11 protein-coding genes are annotated in these 14,588 nt (G+C 50.0%); 6 read left to right on the plus strand and 5 right to left on the minus strand.

Translation table 11 applies throughout. The annotated features are described in order from the left end of the window. Positions 1-438: 438 nt before the first annotated feature. On the minus strand, positions 439-1,932 hold the full coding sequence (locus tag BSHG_RS19505; RefSeq protein WP_005790298.1) for an IMP dehydrogenase: 1,494 nt from the start codon (positions 1,930-1,932) through the stop codon (positions 439-441). Positions 1,933-2,162: 230 nt separating this feature from the next. After that, a complete protein-coding gene (locus tag BSHG_RS19500) occupies positions 2,163-2,450 on the minus strand; it encodes a YciI family protein (RefSeq protein ID WP_005790301.1) in 288 nt (95 codons plus the stop codon). A 177-nt stretch (positions 2,451-2,627) separates the two neighbouring features. Here BSHG_RS19500 and BSHG_RS19495 point away from each other — a divergent pair, with 177 nt between their 5' ends. Then, complete coding sequence (locus BSHG_RS19495; protein WP_005790304.1) at positions 2,628-2,861, plus strand: hypothetical protein; 234 nt, start codon at positions 2,628-2,630, stop codon at positions 2,859-2,861. 24 nt (positions 2,862-2,885) lie between these two features. On the opposite strand, the gene BSHG_RS19490 is transcribed toward BSHG_RS19495, so the two are convergent. Beyond that, positions 2,886-3,731, minus strand: a complete 846-nt coding sequence (locus BSHG_RS19490; RefSeq protein WP_005802510.1) for an AraC family transcriptional regulator — start codon at positions 3,729-3,731, stop codon at positions 2,886-2,888. 150 nt (positions 3,732-3,881) lie between these two features. On the opposite strand from BSHG_RS19490, the gene BSHG_RS19485 reads away from it, so the two are divergent. From BSHG_RS19485 to BSHG_RS19475, 3 genes are all read left to right on the plus strand, one after another. Continuing rightward, positions 3,882-4,997 (plus strand): efflux RND transporter periplasmic adaptor subunit, encoded by a 1,116-nt coding sequence (locus tag BSHG_RS19485; RefSeq protein WP_005802509.1) that lies wholly within the window; start codon positions 3,882-3,884, stop codon positions 4,995-4,997. 82 nt (positions 4,998-5,079) lie between these two features. Continuing rightward, positions 5,080-8,286: an efflux RND transporter permease subunit gene (locus BSHG_RS19480; RefSeq protein ID WP_008657247.1), complete on the plus strand. Its 3,207-nt coding sequence runs from the start codon at positions 5,080-5,082 to the stop codon at positions 8,284-8,286. Positions 8,287-8,296: 10 nt separating this feature from the next. Continuing rightward, positions 8,297-9,724, plus strand: a complete 1,428-nt coding sequence (locus BSHG_RS19475) for a TolC family protein (RefSeq protein WP_005790315.1) — start codon at positions 8,297-8,299, stop codon at positions 9,722-9,724. Positions 9,725-9,872: 148 nt separating this feature from the next. Here BSHG_RS19475 and BSHG_RS19470 read toward each other — a convergent pair whose 3' ends face one another. Continuing rightward, on the minus strand, positions 9,873-11,153 hold the full coding sequence (locus tag BSHG_RS19470; RefSeq protein WP_008657251.1) for an O-acetylhomoserine aminocarboxypropyltransferase/cysteine synthase family protein: 1,281 nt from the start codon (positions 11,151-11,153) through the stop codon (positions 9,873-9,875). Positions 11,154-11,322: 169 nt separating this feature from the next. On the opposite strand from BSHG_RS19470, the gene BSHG_RS19465 reads away from it, so the two are divergent. Then, positions 11,323-12,363, plus strand: a complete 1,041-nt coding sequence (locus tag BSHG_RS19465) for an N-acetylmuramoyl-L-alanine amidase (protein WP_008657253.1) — start codon at positions 11,323-11,325, stop codon at positions 12,361-12,363. A 127-nt stretch (positions 12,364-12,490) separates the two neighbouring features. After that, positions 12,491-13,447: a homocysteine S-methyltransferase family protein gene (locus BSHG_RS19460; protein ID WP_005814689.1), complete on the plus strand. Its 957-nt coding sequence runs from the start codon at positions 12,491-12,493 to the stop codon at positions 13,445-13,447. 47 nt (positions 13,448-13,494) lie between these two features. On the opposite strand, the gene BSHG_RS19455 is transcribed toward BSHG_RS19460, so the two are convergent. Beyond that, a complete protein-coding gene (locus BSHG_RS19455) occupies positions 13,495-14,490 on the minus strand; it encodes a hypothetical protein (RefSeq protein ID WP_008657255.1) in 996 nt (331 codons plus the stop codon). Positions 14,491-14,588 lie beyond the last annotated feature (98 nt).

The raw sequence follows: 14,588 nt of genomic DNA on the forward strand, positions 1-14,588 counted from the left end.
TATTCAAGGGAGTAACATCATAACGAAGATATAACTTATTGAAAAGTAGTGCTATGCAAACCAACTTTCGATTACCCAAAATTATTTATAAAATATTTGGAGGAAACACACGGGAAAAGTCACAAGCGGCTATAGAACAACGCAGCATGACTTCTCCCGTATTTTTTTACTATACTCAGGCATGCAAAACAGGTTTCATTCTTTTGAGTAGGTTTGTTTATCCGAAAAGATAATATTTTTGTCTTCCGGGAACAATCGTTGAGAAATAAAACAACCGACATTTTGCGTTCAGCGAACATCTGATACGGAACAGGCGGATTGAAACGGACCTCCGGAGGGTATGTACCCCACCTGGAATCCGCATCAGTCCGCCTGTTCTACATTTATCTGTATATCCGTATTCTTAACTCGCTATTGCGAGAAACGGAATGACCGTTATTATCCTTTTTCTTTCAGGATCACATCGTGTGCACCACCCTCTACGATACTTGTGGATGAAACCAGCGTGATCTTGGCATTTTGTTGCAAATCGGGAATGGTAACAGCACCGCAACTGCACATCGTAGCCTTGATCTTACTCAGAGTGGCCGCCAGGTTGTCTTTCATCTTGCCGGCATAAGGCACGTAACTGTCTACACCTTCTTCAAACTTAAGCGATTCACTTCCACCCATATCGTAACGTTGCCAGTTCTGGGCACGATTTGAACCTTCGCCCCAATACTCTTTCACGTAGTTGTTCTTGATGCAGAGCTTCTTGGTAGGCGATTCGTCAAAACGTGCGAAATAACGACCCATCATCAGGAAATCGGCTCCCATGGCAAGGGCAAGCACCATGTGATAGTCGTGCACCAATCCGCCATCACTACAAATAGGTACATAAATACCCGTCCGTGCCTGATATTCATCGCGGGCACGAGCCACATCTTGCAGGGCAGTCGCCTGTCCGCGTCCGATACCTTTCTGCTCACGGGTGATACAGATAGATCCACCTCCGATACCCACCTTCACAAAGTCGGCACCAGCCTCTGCCAGATAGAGGAAACCTTCTTTATCTACCACATTGCCGGCACCTACCAGCACTTTATCTCCATATTGTTGCTTGATCCATTGCAGGGTCTCATACTGCCATTCCGAATAACCATCCGAAGAATCGATACAGAGCACATCTACTCCGGCTTCTACCAAGGCAGGGACACGCTCCTGATAGTCACGGGTATTGATACCGGCACCTACCAACAATTTCTTGTCGGGACTCGACACCTCGTTCGGATTCTCCTTGTGGCTGTCGTAGTCCTTGCGGAAAACAAAGTAAGCCAGACGTCCTTCTTTGTCGATAATAGGAAGTGTATTGAGTTTATGATCCCAGATAATCTGGTTGGCCTCGCTCAGTGTCAATCCCACTTCACCCACAATCAGCTTCTCAAAAGGAGTCATGAAGTCTTTGATCTTTTTATCCAGCGGGTCTCTGGAGATACGATAGTCACGGCTGGTTACCAATCCCAGAAGATGTCCGTTTGGCGAACCGTCATCCGTTATTCCGATAGTAGAGTGACCGGTCTGGCGCAACAGGCGGAGTACGTCTTCCAACGTATGTTCCGGCGTCAGATTCGAATCACTGGTCACAAAACCGGCTTTAAATTTCTTCACTTTCCGCACCATTTCCGCCTGACTGGCGATGGGTTGCGAACCGAAGATAAACGAGAGTCCTCCGTTACGCGCCAACTCGATGGCCAGTTCGGGACCGGAAACCGATTGCATGATTGCCGAAACGAAAGGGATGTTCAATTCGATTGCTGCTTGTGTGCCTGCCGCATGTTTCACCAGCGGGGTGCGCAAAGAGACATTGGAGGGTACACACTGTTTGGTGGTAAGACCGGGAATAAGTAGATATTCACCGAAAGTTCTTGAAACTTCTTCTACGTAAACTGCCATAAGATAAGTTATTTTTTGGCATGCAAAATTACATCTTTCTTTTTAATTATGTGACTGGGGAAGGGAGATTTTTTCAATAATCCTCTCAAAAGCTTGTTTTTAATCACATCGGGGCAATAAAGAGGAGACTCACTCCTGAAAGCACGCCATGTAAACCACCTTCTTACAATATCACATTCTCCTGATGTCTGTCCATTCAACTACGGATATTATTGAACACAATCTTCATATCAACCTATTTTTAAAAGTTCCTTGAATCCTTCTACCGACTTATTCGGTTCAAACTCTATCACCCGATAGTCTGCCACAGCATTAAAAGGGTCCTCACCGATTATCTTTTCTACTTCTGCACGGCTCTGAGCACGGCAAAGAATAACTCCCCCCGTCCGGGGCACCTGCGGCCCGGAAGCAAGAAAGATTCCGGCAGCATAATACTTATCCAGATAGCAACAGTGTGCTTCCAGCAATTCGATCACCTTTTCGATAGGTGCTTTATAAGTCAATATTAATACGAACATGGCCCGATTTATTTTAGTTCTCCCGCAAAGGTAACACAAATCGGCCTACGTTAGGCTTTTCTTATAAATTTAATCTGAATCCGGAATATTTCTTTTAAATTAACAGGAAACAACACTACTTGGCAAACACTTTCATACCTCCGGTGTTATACATCAACATACAAAAAACAACCGCCTATGTCACAAGAAATGAAAGCATTCCCAGGAATGAAAGCTTCACAGAAACTCAACTTCAACCATTCCGAAGTTATTATCAACAGCGCACCGGACCGGAAGGTTATCTTGGAATCGACTCTGTTAGAGCAGTCATTCGTGGAAAAAGGATGTGGGGAAACCACTCCGCATGCTTGGAAAACAACATCGAAAGAGTCTCTGAAAAGACCCGTGTTTAACGAGATATGGTACACATAATGCCAGCTTGACCTGACAGAAACCTTATCCTGCCAATTCCGCCCTGTACTCCATCGGCGAAACCCCTTCGTGTCGCTTAAAATACCTACCCAGATACGACTGGTCGGGAAAATTCAGCCTGTCTGCTATCTCCTGAATACTGAGATCGGTCGATTGGAGGAGTACCTTTATTTCAAGTGCCGTAAAATCATCAATCACTTTTTTGGCCGAATGACCTGTCAGCGAACGACAGATGCTCGTCAGGTACTTAGTAGAAATACAGAGTTTGCCTGCATAGAAAACGACATCCCGTTGCGAACAGCAATATTCGTGCACCAGAGCAACGAACTTATGAAAAAGTTCGTTCGGACGACTGCCGCCCTCAATCTCTTTATGGGTGAAAAGGCGGTGTACTTTGTCGTATACATCAAGCAGGAAACTTTGCAGGTGATTGCGCGCTATCTGGTTGCGGAAACGATGATCGGTATCGGCATAAATAGCAGACGTAGCATGCAGGAGACCGTTTATGGGGGCGGTAAATTCGGAAGGAAGTGTATAACAGGGCTTCTCTTTTATAAAATGAAAAAAGGAGGGTTCAAAACGGATACAAGCCTCACGAAACATTTCAATATGTGAAGCGAAAAAGGAGACCCGAAAATCATCGCTCTTCTCATCAAGGCTGATAACAGCACCCGGAAGGAGTACAACCTGGGTATTTACCGTTATCTCGTATTTCTTCAGATCGATGGCCATTGTACCACGGCCGGCACGGCAATAAAGGATAATGGCACAATTGAGTTTATGCAAACGGTTGTAAAAGGGAGAAAAATCATCGGTCCCTGCCACAAACGGCTGGTCGAGCGTGAGGGTAAGCGGGTTTCTTTTTTCCATATCATGTTCTTTATTTTGCCTACAAAAATAGGTCTTTTTAGTGAATTAGCCCGCATACTGTTCCGATAATGAACAATACTGGGGCGGGTATGAAAAGCAGTCGACAGTGAAAACGCTCTACCTTTGCCACGACAAAATTAAATAGGAATTATGATTGAAAAGGTTAGTAAAGTAAAGCAGGCTATATTATTCGCCTGCTGTTTGGCCGCCACCGGATGCAAGCAAGCACCGCAGGCAACTGTAGAATCGGGATACAAAGTAATAACCCTTGCGCCTACCGACCGGACGCTATCGAGTACGTACTCGGCAACAATACGCGGACGCCAAGACATCGAAATCTATCCGCAAGTGAGCGGTACACTGACACAGGTGTGTGTCAGCGAAGGAGAACGGGTAAAACGGGGACAGTCGTTGTTCATCATCGACCAAGTGCCTTACGAAGCTGCCCTGCAGACAGCATTGGCAAACGTGGAAGCAGCCAAAGCCTCACTGGCTACAGCACAACTGACGTATGACAGCAAACAGGAATTATATAAGCAGAATGTGGTTTCGGCCTTCGACCTGAGTACGGCCAAAAACTCTCTTTTGGCAGCACAAGCGCAATTGGCACAGATGAAGGCTCAGGAGGTGAACGCCCGGAACAACTTATCGTACACATTGGTAAAAAGTCCGGCGGACGGAGTGGTGGGAACACTGCCCTATCGGGTAGGAACGTTGGTGAGTGCCAGTCTGCCTGAACCGCTGACTACCGTTTCGGACAACTCGGACATGTACGTCTACTTCTCGATGACGGAAAACCAACTCTTAGGACTGATCCGACGCTACGGATCGAAGGAAGAAGCACTGAAACAAATGCCGGAAATCGGCCTCCAACTGAATGACCGATCGGACTATCCGCAACAAGGACGAATCGAGACAATCAGCGGAGTGATAGACCGGAACACCGGAACAGTCAGCCTGCGGGCAGTATTTCCCAACCGGGAAGGATTGTTGCACAGCGGCGGCGCGGGCAATGTGATTGTACCGACAGAAAAAGCGGGTGCATTGGTCATTCCGCAAGCTGCCACATTTGAGGTACAGGATAAAGTATTTGCATATAAGGTTGTGGACGGAAAAGCGCAATCCGCTCCGGTACAGGTGACACGTGTGAACGGCGGGCAGGAGTACATTGTGGAGAGCGGTTTGCAGCCCGGCGACGTAATTGTGGCAGAAGGTGTAGGATTGCTTCGCGAAGGAACAGAGATAAAAACAATAAATGGTGAATGATGAACCGAACTGCCACAGCCGCCCATCCAAGTAAGCCGGCTTTTAATATCCACTTATTAAACGTATTACTAACAAGAATATTATGAATTTACGAACTTTCATTGAACGGCCTGTCCTATCGGCTGTTATATCCATAACCATTGTCGTGGTCGGGATTATCGGATTGTTTACGCTACCCGTAGAACAATATCCGGACATTGCCCCGCCCACCATCATGGTGAGCACCAGTTACTTCGGTGCCAGCGCAGAAACTCTGCAAAAGAGTGTTATCGCACCACTCGAAGAGGCCATCAACGGTGTGGAAGACATGACCTACATGACCTCCAGCGCTACCAATGCCGGAACAGTCTCTATCACCGTCTACTTTAAACAGGGGACTGACCCGGACATGGCGGCGGTGAATGTACAGAACCGAGTTTCCAAAGCTACCGGACAGCTCCCCTCGGAGGTAAACCAAGTAGGTGTCACCACTTCGAAGCGGCAGACGAGTATCCTGCAAATGTTCTCGCTCCACAGCCCGGACGACTCGTACGACGAAGCCTTCCTGGCCAACTATATCAGCATCAACCTCAAACCTGAGATTCTCCGTATCTCGGGCGTCGGAGACATGATGATTATGGGAGGAGATTATAGCTTGCGTATCTGGATGAAACCGGACGTAATGGCACAATACCGGCTGATCCCTTCGGACGTATCGACTGTCCTGGCGGAACAGAACATTGAGTCGGCCACCGGATCATTCGGTGAAAATTCCGATGAAACGTATCAATATACCATGAAATACAAAGGACGCCGAATCACACCGGAAGAATTCGGTGAGATCGTGATCCGTTCCACCGACGACGGACAGGTGCTGAAACTAAAAGATATCGCCACAATCGAACTGGGACAGGAAAGTTATGCTTACAGTGGTACGACGGACGGGCACAACGGTGTCTCGTGTATGCTCTTCCAGACAGCCGGCTCCAATGCCACAGAGGTGAACAACCAAATCAACCGATTCCTTGAAGAGGCAAGGAAAGAACTTCCCCAAGGAGTGGAACTGACACAACTGATGTCGTCCAACGACTTCCTGTATGCCTCCATCCACGAAGTGGTGAAGACACTGTTGGAAGCCATTCTGTTGGTTATCCTTGTCGTGTATGTCTTTTTGCAGGATATCCGCTCAACACTGATTCCACTGGTGGGGATCATTGTATCACTTATCGGTACGTTCGCTTTCATGGCGATAGCCGGATTCAGTATCAACCTGATTACGTTGTTTGCCCTGGTACTGGTCATCGGTACGGTAGTGGACGATGCCATTGTGGTGGTCGAAGCCGTGCAAGCACGGTTTGACGTGGGATACAAATCATCCTATATGGCAAGTATCGATGCCATGAAAGGAATCAGCAATGCCGTCATCACCTCCTCATTGGTGTTCATGGCAGTTTTTATCCCCGTATCGTTCATGTCCGGCACATCGGGTACGTTCTATACTCAATTCGGACTGACAATGGCCGTTGCGGTAGGTATCTCGGCAGTAAACGCCCTGACACTGAGTCCGGCACTTTGCGCCCTGCTACTGAAACCGTACATCAATGAAGACGGTACCCAGAAACAGAACTTCGCCGCCCGTTTCCGTAAAGCATTCAATGCAGCTTTCGATGTTGTGGTAGAAAAATACAAAGGCATCGTTCTCTTCTTCATCAAGCGCCGGTGGCTGACAGGATCACTCCTGATAGCTTCCATCGCCTTACTGGTAGTACTGATGAATACAACAAAAACCAGTCTTGTGCCCGATGAAGACCAGGGCGTCGTATTCGTCAACGTCAGTACGGCCGCAGGCAGTTCGCTACGGACGACAGACGATGTAATGAAACGTATCGAGGAACGCATGGAACAGATTCCACAAGTGAAGCATGTGCAAAAGGTGGCAGGATACGGATTGCTGGCCGGACAAGGAAGCTCCTTCGGTATGCTGATCTTGAAACTGAAACCATGGGACGAACGCCCCGGAAAAGAAGATGATGTGCAGGCAGTGATCGGACAAGTGTACGGACGGACGGCAGACATCAAGGATGCCAGTGTATTCGCCATCTCACCGGGTATGATTCCGGGCTACGGAATGGGTAACGCACTTGAACTTCACATGCAGGATAAGACCGGAGGAGACGTCAATGAATTCTTCCAGACCACACAGCAGTATCTGGGAGCCCTCAACCAACGTCCGGAAATCGCCATGGCCTACTCTACATTCGACGTGCGCTATCCGCAGTGGCTGGTCGAAGTCGATCCGTCGAAATGCAAGCGTGCCGGTATCACACCGGACCAGGTATTGAGTACTCTTTCCGGATACTATGGCGGACAGTATGTGTCCAACTTCAACCGATTCTCAAAGGTGTACAAGGTGATGATCCAGTCCGACCCGCAGTACCGGCTTGACGAAGCGTCACTGAACAATACATTCGTACGCATGTCTAACGGAGAGATGGCTCCCCTCAGCCAATTCCTCACACTGACCCGTACGTATGGCGCCGAATCACTGAGCCGTTTCAATATGTACAACTCTATTGCCGTAAATGCCATGCCGGCCGATGGTTACAGTACGGGTGACGCCATCCGTGCCGTTCAGGAGACAGCTTCCACTTCCCTGCCCAAAGGTTATGGATACGATTACGGAGGCATCACCCGCGAAGAGAATCAGCAAAGCGGTACGACGGCCATCATCTTCGGTATCTGTTTTCTGATGATCTACCTGATCCTGAGTGCACTCTACGAAAGCTTCCTGATCCCGTTTGCCGTCCTCCTGAGCGTACCCTGCGGTCTGATGGGTTCATTCCTCTTCGCACGCATGTTCGGGCTGGAGAATAACATCTACCTGCAAACGGGACTGATCATGCTCATCGGATTGCTTGCCAAAACCGCCATCTTGCTGACGGAATATGCCGCCGAACGCCGTAAGGCAGGCATGGGACTGATTGCTTCCGCATTGAGTGCCGCCAAAGCCCGCCTGCGCCCGATATTAATGACGGCATTGACCATGATCTTCGGTCTGCTCCCGCTGATGGTAGCCAGCGGCGTAGGTGCAAACGGTAACCGCTCGCTGGGAACAGGTGCTGTAGGTGGCATGGTCATCGGTACACTGGCACTGCTGTTCATCGTACCATCGCTGTTCATTGCCTTCCAATGGCTACAGGAACGGATACGTCCCGTACAGATAGAACCAAGTCATGACTGGCAGATTCAGACAGAGCAGGAAGTGAGTGAACACGAAAAAGAAGAAGCTAAGAATCGCCCTCTAAAATAAATAAACAAGCATGAAAAAGTTAATCATATCCCTTGCCGCTATCCTCGCCCTAAGTAGTTGCGGCATCTACTCCAAATACAAACCCGTCACGGAGATTCCCGACGGACTTTACGGACACGGAGGAACAGACACCCCCGGGTTGACTTCCGCCGATCCGGAAATCCAACGAAGTGATACTGCCGCCAACTTCGGCAACCTCAGCTGGCGGGAGGTTTTCACCGACCCATATCTGCGCGTACTGATCGACTCTGCCCTCGTGCGCAACACCGATCTGCGCACTGCCCACTTACGGGTGAAAGAGGCTGAAGCTACCTTGCTTTCCGCACGCCTCTCCTATCTGCCGGCTTTTTCACTTTCTCCGCAAGGTACGGCAAGCAGCTTCGATGGCGGAAAAGCTACTCAGACCTATTCACTGCCCGTCAGTGCCAGTTGGGAGATCGATATCTTTGGCCGGCTGACCAATGCCAAACGTCGTGCCCAAGCTGTCGTGGCCCAAAGCCGAGATTATGAACAGGCGGTGCAGACCCAACTGATTGCCGCCGTGGCCAACAACTATTTTACCTTGTTGATGCTCGACGCCCAGATCGAAATCTCCACCGCTACGGAAGCTGCCTGGAAAGAGAGCGTCGCCACCACCCGTGCCATGAAAGCAGCGGGAATGGTGACCGAAGCTGCCTTGTCGCAAACCGAAGCTACCTATTATAATATATGTACGACTCTGCTCGATCTGCAAGAACAGCTCAACCAAGCCGAGAACGCCCTTTCTTTGCTGCTGGCGGATGTCCCCCACCGTATCCCCCGCGGACGTCTGGCCGACCAACAGCTCCCGGAGAATCTATCGGTAGGCGTACCCCTGCAGATACTCTCCAACCGGCCCGACGTACGCAGTGCCGAACAGTCGCTGGCACAGGCATTCTACACTACCAATGCTGCCCGTTCCGCCTTTTACCCCTCGATCACACTGAGTGGCAGTGCGGGATGGACCAATTCGGCAGGTGCCATGATTGTCAACCCCGGTAAGTTTCTTGCCACAGCAGTAGCCTCTCTTACCCAGCCCTTGTTTAACCGCGGAGCAAACATCGCCCAACTCCGCATAGCCAAGGCGCAGCAGGAAGAGGCACGCCTCAGCTTTGAGCAGACCTTACTCAATGCCGGAAGTGAAGTCAACAATGCTCTGGTACAATATCAGACGGCACGAGACAAATCGGCCTATTTCAACCGTCAGGTAGCCTCTCTGGAGAATGCTGCACGCAGCACGCAACTACTGATGAAGCATGGTAACACGACTTACCTGGAAGTGCTCACCGCACAGCAGACACTGCTTAATGCGCAACTCTCCCAGGTGGCCAACCGCTTTACCGAAATCCAGGGAGTCATCACCTTGTATCAGGCATTGGGAGGGGGCAGGGAAACTGCCTCCGGAGAAAGAAATTCTTAACAGAAGAATACAGCCTAACTTTTCAACCTTTCTTAAATGATGACGACTGTCTGTCCGGTACCTTGTGTACCGGGCTGCACAGAAAAAGCCCGTACTACCTCTTCTCTAACAAAAAGGATGTACGGGCTTTCCTGTTTTAAACGGTATCTTATGCGTTCAGCGCCTGTTCGATGTCCGCGATAATATCATCCGCATTTTCGATTCCCACCGACAAGCGGATCAGATCCGGACGAACACCGGCTTCTATCAATTGTTCGTCTGTCAGCTGGCGATGCGTATGACTGGCGGGATGAAGCACACATGTGCGTGCATCGGCTACATGGGTAACGATGGCCGCCAGCTTCAGCGAATCCATAAATTTGATGGACAACTCACGACCGCCTTTCAAGCCGAAAGAGATCACACCGCACGAGCCATTCGGCATATACTTCTGCGCCAGTTCGTAGTATTTGTTGCCCGGCAGACCGCAATAGTTTACCCATGCCACCTTGTCGTTCTGCGCAAGATATTCGGCTACCTTCTGTGCATTGCCACAGTGCTGAGGCATGCGCAAATGCAACGTCTCCAAGCCCAGATTCAACAAGAAAGCGTTTTGCGGACTTTGAATACTGCCCAGGTCACGCATCAATTGCGCGGTTGCCTTTGTCATATAAGCGCCCTTGCCGAAAGCCTTGGTATAGGTCAGTCCGTGATACGATTCATCCGGTGTGCAGAGTCCCGGGAACTTGTCCGCATGGGCTTCCCAATCGAAGTTTCCGCTGTCTACGATGCAGCCGCCTACACTGGTGGCATGCCCGTCCATGTATTTAGTAGTGGAGTGAACCACGATATCGGCTCCCCACTCAAACGGACGACAGTTGATCGGTGTCGGGAATGTATTATCAACAATCAAAGGCACACCGTGACTATGGGCAATGCGGGCGAATTTCTCAATGTCGAGCACTTCAAGTGACGGATTGGAGATGGTCTCGCCGAACAGTGCTTTCGTATTCGGACGGAAAGCCGCCGAAATCTTTTCTTCACCAGCATCGGGGCTGACGAAAGTGACATCGATACCCAATTTCTTCATCGTCACGCCAAAGAGGTTAAACGTTCCGCCGTAAATGGCCGACGAACAAACAAAATGATCGCCCGCCTGGCAAATGTTGAATATGGCATAGAAATTGGCAGCCTGTCCACTGGAAGTCAACATAGCTCCCACACCTCCTTCGAGAGCGGCAATCTTGGCGGCTACAGCGTCGTTCGTCGGATTTTGCAGACGGGTATAAAAGTAACCGCTGTCTTCAAGATCGAACAAGCGGGCCATCTGCTCACTGGTTTCGTATTTAAAAGTAGTACTTTGATAGATGGGCAGCACGCGCGGCTCGCCCTTTTTCGGAGTCCATCCTGCTTGTACGCACAGGGTTTCGGGCTTGAATTGTTTTGCCATAATGATATTGAGTTTACGATTATATTGCCTTAAAAAAGTTATATCGACGCAAAAGTAGAGAAAATTATTGGTTTAAAAGGCTATCTTTGCGAGCGAAAAAGCAAAAATTCACCTTAGAAGTCAAACAATAGCACAGCAGCCCGAGCCTGCATCTTTTATACGTAGCGATATGAAAAGAAAACTCTGTCTTCTCCTGTTCTTCTGTCTTTTATTGATTGCCCCGGCTTTGCGGGCACAGCAGAAAGCCACTCCCAGATCCGGTGAAGGTATCTCTACCTTCCTCCTGCGCCACAACCGCGCCCCGAAGAAATACTACAATGATTTCATCGAACTCAACAAAGCCAAACTAGGGAAGAGCAGAACTCTTAAAATGGGTGTCACTTACCTGATTCCCCCTGTCAAGAAAGCGTCGGCCGCCACTTCCGGAAAAACGACGGAGGCAGCAACCGAAAAGACATCCGCACATCACCCGCGCCGTACGGAAGTCAACGAGCCGCTCTTCGGGAAGTGGCTTTCAAATGTCAAGGTCACTTCCAATCGCCTTGCCGGTACCTGCTTCTATGTTGTCAGCGGACATGGCGGTCCCGATCCGGGCGCCATCGGACGCATTGGCAAACACGAGCTCCACGAAGACGAATATGCCTACGACATCGCCCTTCGCCTTGCCCGCAACCTGATGCAGGAGGGTGCCGAAGTCCGTATCATCATTCAAGATGCCAAAGACGGCATCCGTGACGAGGCTTATCTCTCGAACAGTAAACGTGAAACCTGCATGGGCTCTCCCATCCCGCTGAACCAGGTACAGCGCCTTCAGCAGCGTTGCGACAAAATCAATGCCCTTTATCGTAAAGACCGCAAGAAGTATAAATACTGCCGCGCCATCTTCATTCATGTGGACAGTCGTAGCAAAGGTACCCAGACCGACGTCTTCTTTTACCACTCCAACCGCAAAGCCGAGAGTAAGCGCCTCGCCAAAAACATGAAGGAAACCTTCGAGTCCAAATACGACAAGCATCAACCTAACCGGGGGTTTTCGGGCACCGTAAGCGGACGCAACCTCTATGTTCTGGCCCACACCACGCCCGCCTCTGTTTTTGTCGAGTTGGGCAACATCCAGAATACCTTCGACCAGCGTCGCCTGGTGATCCCCTCCAACCGGCAGGCACTCGCCAAATGGTTAATGGAAGGGTTTATAAAAGACTATAAATAAACAGAACCTCTTGTTTTTCTGAAAGATTACAAAAGGATGTGAATGTACTGAGAGCAGATGACCGGAGTGAGCCGATAAATCCTATATTTGTTGCCGGATGTAAAGTAAAACTTTTAAAGTCATTTTTATGGAACAGTTATCTTTTATAGAATCATTCCGGACTTCTCCTTTCATTCTCACCGAAGGCGCTATCGTAGAACGTTTGCGTCACGAGTTTCACATTTCACCGGACAAACACATTGCACATGCCGCACTGATCTACGATGACTCCCATCGTGAGATTCTGGCATCCATCTACCGGCAATACCTGCAGATAGCCACTGAGTTCCGCCTGCCACTGATGCTGATGACTCCCACCCGCAGAGCGAACATCGAGCAAATAGCCGCGTCCGATTACCGGCATAAAAATGTACTGGCGGATACTATGGCCTTTCTCTCCCGCTTCCGTGACGAAGCTTCCACTCCCGTATATATCGGCGGACTGGCCGGATGCCGCGGCAATGCCTACGACGGCCGCTACTATCTGTCGGTAGAAGAAGCCATGGAGTTTCATTTCCCGACAGTCCGCACGCTGGCACAGTCGGGGGCGGACTATCTGTTTGCCGGCATCATGCCGCAACTGACAGAAGCCATCGGAATGGCCAATGCCATGGCTGCAACAGGACTGCCTTACATCATCAGCTTCATGGTATGTCGTGACGGACGCCTGATAGACGGTACTTTCATTCATGACGCCATCGATGCCATCGAAAAGGAAACTTCCACCCGCCCACTGTGCTATATGGCCAACTGCGTACATCCCGATGTGTTGCATCAGGCGCTGCTGCATCCCCGGAACGATACGCCTTTGGTGCGTCAGCGCTTTCAGGGTATTCAGGCCAATGCCGCCAACCTCAGCCCGGAGGAACTGGACGGATGCGATCATCTGATTTCTTCTTCACCGGAAGAACTAGCAGACAGACTGATGACACTGCTGTGGGACTTTCCGTTAAAAATCTGCGGAGGCTGTTGCGGAACCAACCAACAGCACATGCACCGTTTCGCAGAGATGCTGGCCTACCGCCGTGACAATAAAGCGTGGTAACTGTCTGCTCCGGTAAACGGGACCGCCCGTGCCGGCAATGCAAACTCTCACTCCTTCCTCCTGCGGTTCAGATATCTGCGCAACAATGTGGGAGTAAAGCAGAAAATCAACTGGGCTTTACTCCACTTGTAGCATTGCTGGAACACAAGCATACCGATAGTGATGAACAGGGCAGCGCCCGCAGCAGCTTGCAGAGGCAGCCAATGCACACCCTCTTGCGGGACTATCAGAGGAATCAACGCCAATGCTCCGGCGGGAGCAAAGTACTTTCCGGTCCACTCGAAGACAGCAAACAAGCAGCAGATGATGAGCAAGGCGACCACCGTCTCGGGCAAATGCAAAAAGGTATGCCCGATGATCTGAAAAGCAGTCCCCAAGGCAGCTCCGGTAACCAAAAACAGAAACACCTGCATGGGGCGGTTTCTGAATCCGGCTTTCGAATTGACAATCTCCGTGAATGTCACGATCAACGGAGGAATAATGAAATAACTGCATCCGCAGGAGATAGAAAGGGCAGCTACCAGTGAAACCCAAAAGAGCAGAGCCGCCCAACGGAAAATCTCCTTTTTCCACTCACGCCCGGGCAGGACGTAATCCGTCTCCCGGCGCAAACTTCCTTTTTCCATCAGCCTTTGTCCGGCAACAAGCACGGCGGAAAGCAGGAAAACGGCCGACGGATAGATCCAGGTTTCAGTGTGCAGCAGCACCGGCAGCATACAAGCCGAAATCAGTGGAATCAGAGTAGCCCGGCTGAACAGCAGGCAGCAGGCGGCAAAGGCAAATGCCAGACATAAATTGCAGAGCAAAGGCAGCGTGGAGTAGCGCACGATACAAACTCCAGCAACAGCCCCTGCTGTCATCAGCCCGATCAGCTGCCAACACCCGACTTTCCAAACCCGCTTATCGATCACCCACAAGCCGACGGCGAGCGCTGCCATCTCCGGAAAGATAATCTCTTTCTCGCCTGTCCATTCGGCTATGCCCACCATCAGCATCACCATGAAAACAGAGAATACATATCTGACTTTTTTCGTTTTGTCCATCATGAAGTCCAATAAAGATCCGCAAAGATAGTCATTTATCAGGAGGCATCCCTCCCGAATGGCTACCGGATGGAAATTTAACCGTAAAAATTCGACGA

It is taken from the genome of Bacteroides sp. 3_2_5, from assembly GCF_000159855.2.
Lineage (GTDB): Bacteria > Bacteroidota > Bacteroidia > Bacteroidales > Bacteroidaceae > Bacteroides > Bacteroides fragilis.